Annotated in this window: 12 protein-coding genes; 9 read left to right on the forward strand and 3 right to left on the reverse strand. The window is 68.5% G+C overall.

Annotated features, from left to right (window positions below):
- Positions 1–8 precede the first annotated feature (8 nt).
- Positions 9–947: a hypothetical protein gene (locus tag ACH413_RS37525; RefSeq protein ID WP_360047768.1), complete on the reverse strand. Its 939-nt coding sequence runs from the start codon at positions 945–947 to the stop codon at positions 9–11.
- Between the two features lie 364 nt (positions 948–1,311).
- On the opposite strand from ACH413_RS37525, the gene ACH413_RS37530 reads away from it, so the two are divergent.
- The 9 genes from ACH413_RS37530 (at position 1,312) to ACH413_RS37570 (ending at position 11,746) form a co-directional block, all read left to right on the forward strand.
- Complete coding sequence (locus ACH413_RS37530; protein ID WP_360047769.1) at positions 1,312–2,022, forward strand: BTAD domain-containing putative transcriptional regulator; 711 nt, start codon at positions 1,312–1,314, stop codon at positions 2,020–2,022.
- A 145-nt stretch (positions 2,023–2,167) separates the two neighbouring features.
- Complete coding sequence (locus ACH413_RS37535) at positions 2,168–3,151, forward strand: LacI family DNA-binding transcriptional regulator (protein ID WP_330272916.1); 984 nt, start codon at positions 2,168–2,170, stop codon at positions 3,149–3,151.
- 29 nt (positions 3,152–3,180) lie between these two features.
- Positions 3,181–4,179 carry a mannose-6-phosphate isomerase gene (locus tag ACH413_RS37540; protein ID WP_360047770.1) on the forward strand — a complete coding sequence of 333 codons (999 nt, stop codon included), beginning with the start codon at positions 3,181–3,183 and terminating at the stop codon, positions 4,177–4,179.
- Positions 4,176–4,940 (forward strand): ATP-binding cassette domain-containing protein, encoded by a 765-nt coding sequence (locus ACH413_RS37545; protein WP_360047772.1) that lies wholly within the window; start codon positions 4,176–4,178, stop codon positions 4,938–4,940. The genes ACH413_RS37540 and ACH413_RS37545 overlap by 4 nt, the downstream gene beginning before the upstream one ends.
- A complete protein-coding gene (locus ACH413_RS37550) occupies positions 4,940–5,977 on the forward strand; it encodes an ABC transporter permease (RefSeq protein WP_360047773.1) in 1,038 nt (345 codons plus the stop codon). Before ACH413_RS37545 ends, ACH413_RS37550 begins: the two co-directional genes overlap by 1 nt.
- A 16-nt stretch (positions 5,978–5,993) precedes the next feature.
- Entirely contained in the window at positions 5,994–6,968 is a 975-nt protein-coding gene (locus ACH413_RS37555) for an ABC transporter substrate-binding protein (protein WP_360047775.1), read from the forward strand.
- Positions 6,969–7,157: 189 nt separating this feature from the next.
- Entirely contained in the window at positions 7,158–8,687 is a 1,530-nt protein-coding gene (locus tag ACH413_RS37560) for an alpha/beta hydrolase (protein WP_360047777.1), read from the forward strand.
- A gap of 13 nt (positions 8,688–8,700) precedes the next feature.
- Positions 8,701–10,218: an alpha/beta hydrolase gene (locus ACH413_RS37565; protein ID WP_360047779.1), complete on the forward strand. Its 1,518-nt coding sequence runs from the start codon at positions 8,701–8,703 to the stop codon at positions 10,216–10,218.
- 10 nt (positions 10,219–10,228) lie between these two features.
- Positions 10,229–11,746 (forward strand): alpha/beta hydrolase, encoded by a 1,518-nt coding sequence (locus ACH413_RS37570; RefSeq protein ID WP_360047781.1) that lies wholly within the window; start codon positions 10,229–10,231, stop codon positions 11,744–11,746.
- Positions 11,747–11,750: 4 nt separating this feature from the next.
- On the opposite strand, the gene ACH413_RS37575 is transcribed toward ACH413_RS37570, so the two are convergent.
- Both ACH413_RS37575 and ACH413_RS37580 read right to left on the reverse strand, forming a co-directional pair.
- Entirely contained in the window at positions 11,751–12,404 is a 654-nt protein-coding gene (locus tag ACH413_RS37575) for a response regulator transcription factor (RefSeq protein ID WP_360047783.1), read from the reverse strand.
- Complete coding sequence (locus ACH413_RS37580; RefSeq protein ID WP_360047784.1) at positions 12,395–13,903, reverse strand: GAF domain-containing protein; 1,509 nt, start codon at positions 13,901–13,903, stop codon at positions 12,395–12,397. The genes ACH413_RS37575 and ACH413_RS37580 overlap by 10 nt, the downstream gene beginning before the upstream one ends.
- Between the last annotated feature and the right edge of the window lie 86 nt (positions 13,904–13,989).

Genomic DNA, 13,989 nt, shown 5'->3' on the forward strand with positions numbered 1-13,989 from the left:
CGGCGCCGTCAGCGGGCCGACATCGCGTTCAGCGTCGTGTACCCCACGCCGAGCTGCGCGAACGCCTCCAGGGTGAACTCCGAGAGCTGGTCGAGCATGGTCGGGTTCTGGAGCAACAGCCGGGTCTGGGCCTGCCGTGCCCCGGTGAGGCGCGGCAGCTCGCTGTACACGATCTTGACGCTCTTGCCGTCCGCCGCCGTCACGTCGACCTTGATGTCCTTGTAGACGCCGGTCAGCTTCGAGGCGATCTTCGTCGCGAGGTCGTGGACGATGACGGCCGCGGTCAGGCCGGCCACGATCGTCAGGATCGTCACCGGGTCCACGTAGAGCGCGCTGGACTTCGGTGTCGTCCACGCGCCACCGCTGTAGAGCCGGATCGCCGAGTTGGCCGTGGTCAGGTCGATGTCGACGGCGTTGGACCTGGCCGCGCTGAACATCGTGCCCGTGGCGACGTCCTGTTCGAACCACACCTGCACGGCCTCCACCGGTGTGAGCAGGTCGCTGCCCGAGACGATCGGGTTCTCGGCGACGTAGATGGGGGTCGTCGTGCTGTTGCCGTTGATGTCGGTCGAGTACGCCGACAGGCCGGGGTGGATCTTGCCGAATTCGTTGACCAGCGTGATGCCGGTCTTCGGGCCGCCGGTGACCGCGTCGCCGAGGATGCCCTCCTTGTCCAGCGTCGACTGGTCGCCGAGGCCGACGGCCACCTCGTTGGTGGCGACGCGCACGCTCACGTTGCCCTGGAACGTGTTGCTGCCGAAGAGGTGGTAGAGCGGCTGCCAGGAGAACGTGTTCTCGTGGAGGTAGCTGTCCGCCGACTGCCAGACGACGTTGTAGGTCTCGTTGACCTTCTTCGCGAAGCAGAGCTTGTAGCCGCTGTCCTTCAGGGTCTTGAGGTCCTCCGGGGCGATCCGGATGTCGACGCTCTTGATCTGTCCGTCCGTCATGGTCGCGCTCCTGTGCTGGATGTCGTCCGGGCCTGGGGCGGCCCGCTGCACACGCTCCGGAGCGGCCGTCTCCGGCAGGTCTTCGCGACGCGCGCACCGCTGTCACCGCGCCGTCGGCGTCACTCGATGGGCTGGACTGGGCCGAGCGGGTTCCGTTGGGCCATTGGCGTTACGGGTGCCGGGCGAACGGCAGGGGAACCGGCGACGCGCCGTCGCCGCCCGTTCCCGACCGGGTGGTGGTCAAGTCCGCACGACTGAGTGCCCACCGCCGACCGGCAGTCGGCGGGACACCGCGGCAGGTAGGTGAGAGATGCCCTGGAGACGGCGCCGGGTGATGCTCGGGACGGCCGAGGGAGGGACCGCGATGAGAGAAGCCGATGACGCGCATCTGGTGTTGCTGGGCCGGTTCGAGCTGCTCGCCGGATGCGGTGACGTCGTGCTGCCCAAGGGCGCGCAGCGGCTGCTGGCCTACCTCGCGATCCACCACGGCGACGCGGTGAGCCGGCAGGCCGCCGCCGAGCAGCTGTGGCCCGAGTGCCGCAGGCAGCGGGCTACCGCCAACGTGAGGCAGGCGCTGTGGCACCTGCGCCGGGCGACGGAACGGCCGGTCGTCGAGCCCTCGGTGGACCGGCTGAGGCTGTCGCCCGCGCTGACCGTCGATTTCTGCCGGGCAGTCGAGGCCGCGCACCTCGTCGTCAGCTCCGCCACACCCGGAGCGGAGGACCTGGTCGGTGCCCTGTCCCGAGACCTGCTGCCCTACTGGACCGACGACTGGCTGGCCCCCGAACGGCGCCGGTGGGAGCAGGTCCGGCTGCACGCGCTGGAGGCGGTCGCCCAGCACCTCATCTCGGCCGGCGCGCACCTCGCCGCACTGGAAGCCGCCTTCACCGCGATCTCCATCGACCCGGTCAGGGAGACCGCGCACCGGACCGTGATCGCCGCGCACCTCGCCCAGGGCAACTACGGGTCGGCGCTGCGGCACTACCAGCAGTACCGCGCGCTCCTGCACCGCGAACTGGGCGTCACGCCGTCCTCGCACATGACCCGGCTCGTCGCGTCTCAAGCGGCGCTGTGAGCCATGGGCGTTGACGCGGGCAGCGCCCTTGACCGGTAAGGAAACGGTTGACAAGGGCGTAAGGCCGGGGTGAGATACGCCCACTATGACAACGTTGTCCCCCAGCGGGCCCGTAGCCGGTCAGCGCAAGGTACGTCGCGCGACGATGAACGACGTCGCGCGGCTCGCGGGCGTGAGCATCAAGACCGTCTCGCGCGTGGTCAACGACGAGCCAGGCGTGCACCCGTCCACCGCCGAGCGCGTGCTGGCGGCCATCGACCAGCTCGGGTTCCGGCGGAACCTGAGTGCCCGCAACCTGCGCCGAGGCTCGTCCACCGGCACGATCGGGCTGGTGCTGGAAGACGTCGGCAACCCGTTCTACTCCGGCGTGACGCGCGCTGTCGAGGAGATCGCCCGTTTGCGCGGCAGACAGGTGATCTCGGGGTCGTCGGACGAGGATCCGAGCCGCGAGCGCGAGCTGGCGCTGGAGTTCTGCTCGCGCAGGGTCGACGGGCTGCTGATCGTGCCCGCCGGGCTGCAGCACAGCTACCTGGTGCCGGAGATGCGCGCGGGCACGCCCGTGGTGTTCCTGGACCGGCCCGCGGGCGACGTCGTGGCCGACACCGTGCTGGTGGACAACATCGGCGGCACCGTCGAGGCGGTCACGCACCTGGCCTCGCACGGGCACCGCCGCATCGCGTTCCTCGGGGACGCGCCGGACATCTTCACCGCCAACGAGCGCCTGCGCGGCTACCGCGAGGGCTGCGTGCGCGCGGGCATCGGCTACCACGAGGAACTCGTGGCGATGGGGCCGCACGACGAAAGCAGCGTCAGGACCACGTTGCAGCGCCTGCACAGCATGCGGGAGCCCGCGACGGCGATCGTGGCGGGCAACAACCGCATCACCGTGTACATCCTGCGCGCGCTCGCGGGCGTCGCGGAAAGGCCCGCTCTCGTGGGCTTCGACGACTTCGAACTCGCCGACCTGTTGTCGCCGCCGGTGACCGTGATCGCGCACGACGCGAGCGCGCTCGGCAAGGCGGCCACCGATTTGTTGTTCGCCCGACTGGACGGCGACAACTCACCACCGCGCCGCGTCGTGCTGCCGGTGCGCTTGGTGCCACGAGGATCCGGGGAGGTCCACGCGTGAGTTCTGGTGTTCTCCACCAGCCTGTCAACTTGCCCGCCAACCAGCCGAAGCAGTTCTACCGCGGCGGTGAGGCGATCGCCGCGTTGCGCGGCGGAACCAGTGGCGACTTCGGCCCCGAGGACTGGGTGGCGTCCACGACGACGCTCTACGGGCGCGACGATGCCGGGTTGACAACGTTGCCAAACGGCGTGCTCCTGCGCGACGCGGTGAAAGCCGACCCGACGGGATGGCTCGGCGCGGACCACGCGGCCAAGTTCGGCGGCGACACGGCGTTGCTGGTGAAGCTGCTCGACGCGGGCCAGCGCCTGCCCGTGCACTGCCACCCGTCGAACGCCTTCGCGTCCTCGCACCTGAACTGCCGCCACGGCAAGACGGAAGCGTGGATCGTCGTGGGCACGACGGGGTCGACCCCGACCGTCTACATCGGATTCCGCGACGACGTGCCTGCCGACGTGGTCGCCGGTTGGGTCGCCACGCAGGACACGACGGCGATGCTCGACGCGCTCAACCCCGTCTGCGTCCGGCCCGGTGACACGGTCTTCGTGCCCGCCGGTGTGCCGCACGCGATCGGTGAGGGCGTGTTCATCGTCGAACTGCAGCAGCCCACGGACTTCTCGGTGACGCTGGAGTGGCAGGGCTTCCTCGCCAACGGCGACATCGGCCACCTCGGCCTCGGCTACGACGTCGCACTGGACTGCGTGGACCGGCAGGGCTGGAGCGGCAAGCTCGACGAGCTGGTGCGGCAGACGTCCGAGAAGTGGGCGCCGTCGGTCGATCTGCTCGGCCGCGACGCGGACCCGTTCTTCCAGGCCGACCGCCTGCACGTGGAGGGCTCCTTCGCACTGGAGCCGTCGTTCGCCGTGGTGGTCGTGCTGGAGGGTGCCGGCCAGCTCGGTGAGCTGGAGGTGCACAAGGGCAGCACCGTCGTCGTGCCGCACGCGGCCGGCGAGCTCGGTCTGACCGGTGACCTGGTGGCGATCCGCTGCCGCCCACCCGTTCTATCCACTGTGGAGGATGTGACCGCATGAGCCAGCCACTGCTGGAGGCTCGTGATCTCACGAAGAACTACGGCACCGTGGAAGCTCTCCGCGGTGCCTCGTTCACCGCTTACCCCGGTGAGGTCGTGTCGCTGATCGGCGACAACGGCGCGGGCAAGTCCACCCTGGTGAAGTGCCTGTCCGGGGTGGAGCAGCCGACCGGCGGCACGCTGCTGTTCGACGGCGATCCGCTCGTGCTCGACTCCCCCAACAGCGCCCGCGACCTGGGAATCGAGACGGTGTTCCAGGACCTCGCGGTCGCGCCGGACCTCGACCCGGCCGCGAACATGTTCCTGGGCAGGGAGATCCTCAAGCCCGGCGTCCTCGGCCTCCTGGGCGTGCTGGACAAGAAGGCGATGCGCAGGCAGGCCGCCGAGCACTTCTCCCGGTTCGGCGCGACGCTGCAGAGCATCGACGTGCCGATCGCGGCGCTGTCCGGTGGCCAGCGCCAGTCCGTCGCGGTCGCGCGGTCGGTGGCGTGGGCGTCGAAGCTCGTGTTCATGGACGAGCCGACGGCCGCACTCGGTGTGGTGCAACGGGAACGCGTGCTGGAAGTGATCAAGCGCGTGCGCGACGAGGGCGTCGCCGTGGTGCTGATCTCGCACAACATGCCCGAGGTGCTGTCGGTGTCCGACCGCGTCGAGGTGCTGCGCCTCGGCCGGCGCGTGGCCCGTTTCAAGGCCTCGGACACCAGCGTGGAAGAGCTCGTCGGCGCGATGACCGGCGCGCTCACTCAGGAGGACGCGGCGTAATGAGCACCGACGAGAAGACAACGTTGTCAACTCTGCCGGACGAGCAGCGCACGCCGTTGCTCAAGCGCCTGACCGGCGCGAACACGCTGTGGATCGGCCTGGTGCTGCTGGTCCTGGTCGCCACGTTCGGCGCGATCCGCCCGGACGCGATCTTCCAGGTGACCACGCTGCAGTTCCTGCTCGCCGAGACCGCCGTGCTGCTGGTGCTCTCGGTCGGCATGACGTTCGTGATCATCACGTCCGGCATCGACCTGTCCGTGGGCTCGGTGCTGGTGTTCGCGTCCGTGTCGAGCGCGCTGGCGATGAACTCGGTGTCCGGTGGCGACGCGACGAACGCCGGCTGGGGCGTGATCGCGTTCGGCCTGCTGGTCGCCGTGGTCAGCGGCGCGGTCTGGGGCCTGCTCAACGGTCTGCTGATCTCGCGGGCGAAGATCCCGCCGCTGATCGTGACCCTGGGCTCGTTCGGTGCGGCGCAGGGCGCGGCCCTGTTGCTGAACAACGGTTCCAACGTGTCCGGCATCCCGGACAAGCTGAACACGACGTTCGGCTCCGGCACGTACTTCGGCATCCCGAACATCGTGATCGTCGCGGCGATCGTCACCGCTCTCGGCGCGTTGTTGTTGTCCACCACGCGTTTCGGCCGGTACACCTACGCGGTCGGCTCGAACGAGGAGGCGGCCAGGCGCGTCGGCATCTCGGTGCGCGGCCACCTGACGAAGGTGTACCTGCTCGCGGGCACCCTGGCGGGTCTCGCGGGGTTCATGGGCAACGCGTTCTTCCGCGTCGCGGTCGTCACCGGCCACGAGACGGACAACCTGAACGCGATCGCCGCCGTCGTCCTGGGTGGGACGAGCATCTTCGGCGGCATGGGTTCGGTGCTGGGCACGGTCTTCGGCGTGTTCATCCCGGCCGTGTTGGAGAAGGGCCTCGTGATCATCGGGGTCAAGGAGTTCTGGCAGCCGATCGCCGTGGCGATCGTGCTGGTGGCCGCCGTGTGGCTGGACCAGACACGGCGGCGGGCGCGCAACCAACGTTAGGAAAGGTGCTGGACCAATGAAGATCCGCTCCGCAGTGGCTGTCTCAGCCGCTTTCCTGCTCGCCGCGTGTGGCGGGGGTGGGCAGATTGGTGACTCGAACTCGGGCAACTCGGCCGCGAACAAGAAACTGGTGCTGATCCCCGGCATCTCGGCGGAACCGTTCTACATCTCGATGCAGTGCGGTTTCGAGGGCGCGGCCAAGGCCGCGGGCTACGAGTTCGACACGCAGGCCCCCGCCAAGTTCGACGCGGCCCAGCAGACCCCGATCGTCACGGGCATCCTCGCGTCGAAGCCCGCCGCCGTGCTGATCGCGCCGACCGACGACAAGGCCATGGCCGGCCCGATGAAGCAGCTCAAGGACGCGGGCATCAAGGTCGTCGAGGTCGACACCAAGCTCCAGGACACCTCGATCGGCGTCTCCTCCATCTCGTCCAACAACGAGCAGGGCGGCAAGCTCGCCGCCGAGACCCTGAACAAGCTCGCGGCCGGCAAGACCGGTTCGGTGCTGGTGCTCAACACCAAGGCCGGCACGTCGACGACGGACGCCCGCGCCAAGGGCTTCGAGGACGCCATCAAGGCGTACCCGAACCTCAAGTACATCGGCCAGCAGTACACCGACAACGAGCCCGCCACCGCGGCCTCGAAGGTGACCGCGACGCTGGCGGCGAACCCGGACCTGATCGGCGTGTTCGCGACCAACCTCAACAGCGGTGAGGGCGCCGCGACCGGCCTGCGCAACGCGGGCAAGACCGGCGCGGTGAACCTGGTCGGCTTCGACGCGTCGCCGAAGCAGGTGCTGGACCTCCAGGCGGGCACCGTGCAGGCCCTGATCGCCCAGGACCCCGCCACGATCGGCAAGCAGGGCGTCGAGCAGGCCCTGGCCGCGATCGACGGCAAGGAGAACAAGCGCAACATCGAGACGGACCTCGTCGCCATCACGAAGGACGACGCGTCGGCCAACTCGAAGTACTTCTACAAGGAATCCTGCTGAGTTTTCCCGTTGCGAAGGGCCGTTCCCACCTAGGGGACGGCCCTTCGGCCTTTCGGGGCCTTGATGACGCATGTCATGGCCGTTTGGCCGCGTTGGGCTAAGACCCAAGTCGTACGAGCCAGTCATCCTTCAGCGGATGTTCGGAGTCCCGAAAACCGATGAGCTGTAGGCACATTGGAGGGGGCTCGAATGCTACGAAGGAAAATCGCAGCGGCACTTGCCGTCGTTACGGCAACATCCCTGCTCATCGCACCACAGGCGCTGGCAGCACCAGCACAACAGATCCAGTGGCAGCAGTGCTTCGACCCGGGAACGCCGGGGCTTCCGCCGGGCGGCGAACGACTGGAGTGCGGCAGCTTCACCGCGCCGATGGACTGGAACAACCCGCACAACGGCAAGACGATCACCATCGCGGTCAGCCGCCTGACGCCGAAGAGCGGCACGGCGAAGTCCACGGTCTTCACCAACCCCGGCGGTCCCGGTGGCCCCGGCCGCACGGTCCCGCTGCTCTACCTCGACCGGCCCAAGCTGAGCGAGAACGCCGAGATCATCGGAATCGACGTGCGCGGCACCGGCGCCAGCAGCAACGTCACGTGCGGGAGCTTCAACACCGACGGGCAGATCGATCCGCGTGATCGCAGCAAGGCCAACCTCGACCTGCTCTACGGCGCCATGGAACTGCAGGCGAAGTTCTGCCAGGCCAAGTCTGGCGAGTTCGGCAGGTACGTCTCCACCGACCAGACGGTGAAGGACCTCGACCTGCTGCGCCAGGTGCTCGGCAAGAAGAAGGTCAGCTGGCTCGGCTACTCCGGCGGCAGCTGGATGGGCGCCTACTACGCCACCTACTTCCCCAAGACGCTCGACAGGATCGTGCTCGACTCCAACGTCGACTTCACCCTGCCGTGGCAGCCGATCTTCGACGACTGGGGCATGGGCTTCGAACGCCGGTTCCGCGTCGACTTCCTGCCGTGGGTGGCGAAGTACGACAGCGTCTACCACCTGGGCAAGACCGGCGAGGAGGTTCGCCAGTCCTACGAACGCACCCGCGCCAAGCTCAACGCGCAGCCCGTCACGCGACCGGACGGCGTGTACAACGGCGTCACGCTCGACCTCGCGCTGCGAACCACGCTCTACACCAAGGACAGCTTCGCCGACGGCGCGCAGAGGCTCGCGGAACTGGCCGGTTCGGTGTCCCCGCAGGCGAAGACGCTGGCCAGCTATCCGGACGCCCAGGCGGGCACCGCCTACTCGATCCTCTGCAACGACACGCCGTTCCACGGCGACAGGAAGTACCTGGAGCGCGACGGCGCGCAGGACGGCGCCAAGTGGCCGCTCGTCGGCTACACCCAGGTCGCCGGCCCGTGCGCGTTCTGGGACCGGCCGAACGTGAAGCTCAAGCAGCCCACCGGAATCGGCGTCGCACCGACGTTGATGGTGCAGTCGGTGCGCGACCCGGCGACGCCGATCGAGCAGGCGCAGCGGGCACACCGGAACTTCAAGAACTCCGTGCTGCTGACCGTCGAGGACGAGGGCGACCACGGCATCTACGGCTTCGGCAACCCGTGTGTGAACGACGTCGTCGAGCGCTACCTCGTCGACGGCGTGACTCCCGCGGCGGACCTGAAGTGCCCCGGCGTCCCGCTGCCCGCTCCCGACGCGCAGAGCGGGCAGAACTCGCTCGCGAAAGCACGGCAGCTCGCCACTCAGCTCGGCTGGTAGGAGGGGGAAACGCATGTACCGCAAGAAGATCGCGGCGGCACTCACCGTCGTCACAGCGACATCGCTCTTCATCGCCCCACAGGCTCAGGCGGCGACCGGCCTGGCCGATCAGAAGATCACCTGGCGGCAGTGCACCGACGAGCCTGGCTTCGAACGGCTGCAGTGCGGCGAGTTCACCGCACCGATGGACTGGAACAACCCGCGCAACGGCAAGACCATCACCATCGCGGTCAGCCGCACGGTTCCGTTGAACGGCAAGGCGAAGACCACGGTCTTCACCAACCCCGGCGGACCGGGCGGTGAGGGACGCACGCTGCCGTTGGTCTACCTCGACCGGCCGAAGCTCAGCGAGAACGCCGAGATCTACGGCATCGACGTGCGCGGCACGGGTGCCAGCAGCAACGTCACCTGCGGCGGGTTCGACACGCTCGGCTCCACGGATCCACGGGACCGCAGCAAGGCCAACCTCGATCTCATCTACGGCGGCATGGAACTGCAGGCCAAGTTCTGCCAGACCAAGTCCGGTGAGCTCGGCAGGTTCGTCACCACCGAGCAGACCGTGAAGGACCTGGACCTGCTGCGCCAGGTGCTCGGCCGCAAGAAGGTCGACTGGCTCGGCTACTCCGGCGGCAGCTGGATGGGCGCCTACTACGCCACGTACTTCCCCAAGACGCTCGACAAGGTCGTGCTCGACTCCAACACGGAGTTCACCGGCACGTGGAACTCGGTGTTCGGCGACTTCGGCATGGGGTTCGAGCGGCGATTTCGCGTCGACTTCGCGCCGTGGGTCGCCAAGTACGACGACATCTACCACCTCGGCAAGACCGGCGAAGAGGTGCGGCAGAGCTACGAACGGACGCGCGCGAAGCTCGCCCAGCAGCCCGTCACCCTGCCAGAAGGCACGTACTACGCGGTCACGCTGGACCTGGTGCTCGTCCAGGGCCAGTACAGCAAGTACGCGTTCGACAGCACCGCGCGCAAGTTCGCCGAACTGGCCGGCACGGTGCCGGCGCCGATGAGCGCGCAGGCGTCCTATCCGGACGCGGCGACCGGCACGATGAACTCGATCATCTGCAACGACAACGAGTTCCGCGGTGACCGCGGGTACCTGGAACGCGACGCGGTGCGGGACGGCGCCAAGTGGCCGCTGCTGGGCTACTACCAGATCATGGGCCCCTGCGCGTTCTGGGACCGGCCGAACGTGAAGCTCAAGCAGCCCACCGGAATCGGCGTCACGCCGACGTTGATGGTGCAGTCGGAACGCGACGCGCCGACGCCGATCGAGGGTGCGCGCAAGGCGCACGCCGGGTTCGCCGGATCGCGGCTGCTGACCGTGAAGGACGAGGGTGACCACGGCATCTACGGGTTCGACAACAACTGCGTCAACGACGTGGTCGAGCGCTACCTCGTCGACCGCGTGACGCCGTCCGGCGACCTGTCCTGTCCCGGCGTGCCGCTGCCCGAGCCGGGTCAGCAGCAGGCCGGAACGCTGGAGCAGGCGCGCACCCTGGCAACCCGGCTCGGCTGGTGAGGAGGTTCCGATGAGAAAGCAGTGGGCGGCCGCGGCCGCCGTGACCGTGGCGACGACGCTTTTGGCCACACCACAGGCTTCGGCGAGCACGGAGTTCGCGCGCCAGGAGATCAAGTGGCAGCAGTGCACCGACGAGCCGGGATTCGAACGGCTGCAGTGCGGCAGTTTCACCGCACCGATGGACTGGCACAACCCGCGCAACGGCAAGACCATCACCATCGCGGTCAGCCGCACGGTTCCGTTGAACGGCAAGGCGAAGAGCACGGTCTTCACCAACCCCGGCGGCCCCGGCGGCGCCGGTCGCACGTTGCCGCTGGTCTACCTGAACCGGCCGAAGCTCAGTGAGAACGCCGAGATCGTCGGCATCGACGTGCGCGGCACCGGCGGCAGCGACAACGTCACGTGCGGCTCCTACCAGCACCGGCTCGCCACCGACTGGCGCGACCGGAGCAAGGCCAACCTCGACCTGCTCTACGGCGGCATGGAGCTACAGGCCAAGTTCTGCCAGACCAAGTCCGGCGAACTCGGCAAGTTCATCACCACCGAGCAGACCGTGCGCGACCTCGACCTGCTGCGCCAGGTGCTCGGCCGCAAGAAGGTCAGCTGGCTCGGCTACTCCGCGGGCAGCTGGATGGGCGCCTACTACGCCACCTACTTCCCGAAGACCCTCGACAAGATCGTCCTCGACTCCAACACCGAGTTCACGCAGTCGTGGCAGAAGGTCTTCGACAACCTCCCGGCCGGGTCGGAACTCCGGTTCCGCGTGGACTTCCTGCCGTGGGTGGCGAAGTACGACAACGTGTTCCACCTCGGCAAGACCGCTGAGGAGGTGCGGCAGAGCTACGAGACCACGCGCGCACGGCTGGTCGAGCAGCCCGCCACGTTGCCGGACGGCACCGTCGTCACACCGGTTCTGCTGGACGCCGTGATCTTCGCGGGCCTCTACAGCAAGGACTCGTTCGAGGGCACGGCCCAGTTGGTCGCGCTGATCGCGGGCACGCTGCCCATGACGCTCGCAGCGCCCCAGCAGTACCCGGACTCGCTGATGGGAACGCAGATGTCGATCCTGTGCAACGACACCCCGTTCCGCGGGGACCGGAAGTCGTTGGAGCGCGAGGGGAACAAGAGCGTCCGGCAGTACTCGCTCGTCGGCGGGTACCAGATCACCGGCCCATGCGCGTGGTGGGACCGCCCGGACGTGCAACTCAAGCGTCCCAACGGAAGGGGCGTCGACTCCGCGCTGATGGTGCAGTCGGTGCGTGACCCCGCGACGCCTCTCGCAGGCGCGCAACGGGCTCACGCCGGGTTCGCCAATTCGCGGATGCTGACCGTGAAGGACGAGGGTGACCACGGCATCTACGGGTTCGGCAACGACTGCGTCAGCGACGTGGTGGAGAGCTACCTCGTCGACGGCGTGGTGCCGGCGAAGGACCTGAGCTGCCCCGGCGTGCCGTTGCCGGCACCCGGTGAGAGCAAGGGAAACCCGCTCGCCAAGGCACAGCAGCTGGCCGCTCAGGCCGGTTGGTGACCGTCTAGAAAGCGCCGGGGTGGGTACGTCTGCGTCGCGCCGCGTAGACGCCCGCCTCGGTGCGGCGGTCGAAGCCGAGCTTGTGCAGGAGCGACGACACGTAGTTCTTGACCGTCTTCTCCGCCAGGAACAGGCGGTTCGCGATCTGCCGGTTTGTCATGCCCTCGGCGATGAGGTCGAGGATGCGGCGTTCCTGCGGGCTCAGCGCGGCGTAGCGCGGATCTTCCTCGGGGCCGCCGCGGAGCCGTTGCAGGACGGTGGCCGTCACCCCGGCGTGCAGGAGCGAGCCGCCGGAGGCGAGCGTGCGGACGGCGGCGACGAGATCGTTGCCGGACACCTCTTTCAGCATGTACCCCGACGCGCCCGCCATGATCGCGCCGAACAACGCCTCATCGTCCGAATAGGACGTGAGCATCAGGCACGCGGGCGGCGGCTGCACCAGGCTCCTGATCTCCCGGCACACCGTGACGCCGTCACCGTCGGGCAGCCGCACGTCGATGATCGCCACGTCGGGTTTGAGCCGCGGGGCCTGCGCGATCGCGGCCGCGGCGCTGTCCGCCTGGCCCACGACCTGGACGTCCTCCGCCTGCGCCAGCAACTGCACCAGCCCGCGCCGCACGATCTCGTGGTCGTCCACCACCAGCACCGCTATCGCCATCTCGCCTCCTGCAGCACCAGTGGAACGAACCAGGTGACGCTCACCCCGGCTCCGGGGATCGAGTCGACCGCGCAGTCGCCGTGGTGGCGCCGCGCCCGAGCCGCCATGTTCGCGAGCCCGCCCGCGTGCTGGGGCGCCCCGCCGGAATCGTCAGCCAACGGCAAGCCTCGGCCGTCGTCCTTGACCATGAGCTCAAGACTCGTCACGGTGCGATCGACGCTCACGGCGACAGCAACGTGCTGCGCTCTCGCGTGCCGCACAACGTTCGTGAGCGCCTCTCGGAGCGTGGCCAGCAGATCGGGTCTGACCTGGTCCGGCACCACGGTGTCCAACGGGCCTTCGAGCGACACGTCCGGTTCGAACCCCAGCAGCCGTGCGGACTCGTGCACGACGTTGAGCAGCTGCCCGCGCAGGCTGGTGCCCCCGGCCGGCGGTTCCTGCAGGGAGAAGATGGTGCGGCGGATCTCGCGGATCGTGCGGTCGACCTCCTCCACGAACCCGGTGATCCGTTCGGCGACCTGGGGCCTGCTCGTCCCGGTCAGCCCCTGCAACCCGAGGCCGAGGCCGAACAACCGCTGGATGACCAGGTCGTGCAGGTCCCTGGCGATGCGGTCGCGATCCTCCAGCACCGCCAGCCGTTCGGTGTCGCCCCGCGCCCGCGTGAACTCCAGCACCAGCGCGGCCTGCGCGGCGAAGGCCTCGATGAGGTCGGGGTCGTCGAAGCCGGGCTCGCCCTCGGACTTGGACAGGATCAGCACGCCGATCGTCCGCTTCCCGATCTTGAGCGGCACGACCGCGCACGGCCCCGGCACCGCGGACACCTTGCCCTCGGCGTGGCACTCGCCCTGGCCGGACTCGTAGACCCGGTAGGTGACCGTGCCTTCCTTGGGCACCCGCATGCCCTCGGCGTCGTAGCTGCCGCCGTCGGTCACCTCGATGACGAGGTCACCGGTGTGGTCGGGCAGCACCACGGCCGCGAAGTCGGCGTTGGCCGTTGTGCGCGCTGTCTTCGCCACGAGGTAGAGAGCGTCACGGCCGTCCGTGCCCGTCAGCAGGTTGGTGGTCACCTCGGCGGCGGCGCGCAGCCACACCTCACGCTTGCGCGTCTGCTCGTAGCGGTCGAGGTGCTCCACGGCGCTGCCCGCCGCCGTGGCCAGCGCGGTGAGGATGTCGCGGTCCTGGTTGCTGAACGCCGCCTTGCCGCTCAGGAAGAGGTTGCCGAACGTCTCGTCGTGCACCTTGATCGGTGCCCCCAGGAAGTCCGCCAGGCCGATCGAGCGCGGATCACCGGACGTGATCTGCACCTGCCCGTCGTGGTGGGCGGTGAACTCCGTGAGCTCCCTGTGGGTGTTGATCACGGCCAGCGCGCCGTAGGAGGCACCGATCAGCTCACAGGCCGACTCGACGGTGTGGCGGAGCAGATCGGGGAGGGTGTCGACTTCGGCGAACGACAGCACGACGTCCAGCACTCGCTGTTCCGTGCTCACGTTGCCGCCCACGGCCTTCACCCCTTGGGGGGATAGAAGTGACACCGTACGAACGACTGAGGGTAACTCCACACCGTAGTCAAGGGGGAGACCATCAC

The sequence above is a fragment of the Lentzea sp. NPDC020367 genome, from assembly GCF_044387305.1.
In the GTDB taxonomy this organism is placed as follows: domain Bacteria; phylum Actinomycetota; class Actinomycetes; order Mycobacteriales; family Pseudonocardiaceae; genus Lentzea.

Bases quoted from the DNA above. Each gene is read 5' to 3' on its own strand.
- ACH413_RS37530 (WP_360047769.1), top strand. From the start codon at position 1,312: ATGAGAGAAGCCGATGACGCGCATCTGGTGTTGCTGGGCCGGTTCGAG.
- ACH413_RS37570 (WP_360047781.1), top strand. From the start codon at position 10,229: ATGAGAAAGCAGTGGGCGGCCGCGGCCGCCGTGACCGTGGCGACGACG.
- ACH413_RS37560 (WP_360047777.1), top strand. From the start codon at position 7,158: ATGCTACGAAGGAAAATCGCAGCGGCACTTGCCGTCGTTACGGCAACA.
- ACH413_RS37525 (WP_360047768.1), bottom strand. From the start codon at position 947: ATGACGGACGGACAGATCAAGAGCGTCGACATCCGGATCGCCCCGGAG.
- ACH413_RS37550 (WP_360047773.1), top strand. From the start codon at position 4,940: ATGAGCACCGACGAGAAGACAACGTTGTCAACTCTGCCGGACGAGCAG.
- ACH413_RS37575 (WP_360047783.1), bottom strand. From the start codon at position 12,404: ATGGCGATAGCGGTGCTGGTGGTGGACGACCACGAGATCGTGCGGCGC.
- ACH413_RS37545 (WP_360047772.1), top strand. From the start codon at position 4,176: ATGAGCCAGCCACTGCTGGAGGCTCGTGATCTCACGAAGAACTACGGC.
- ACH413_RS37535 (WP_330272916.1), top strand. From the start codon at position 2,168: ATGAACGACGTCGCGCGGCTCGCGGGCGTGAGCATCAAGACCGTCTCG.
- ACH413_RS37565 (WP_360047779.1), top strand. From the start codon at position 8,701: ATGTACCGCAAGAAGATCGCGGCGGCACTCACCGTCGTCACAGCGACA.
- ACH413_RS37555 (WP_360047775.1), top strand. From the start codon at position 5,994: ATGAAGATCCGCTCCGCAGTGGCTGTCTCAGCCGCTTTCCTGCTCGCC.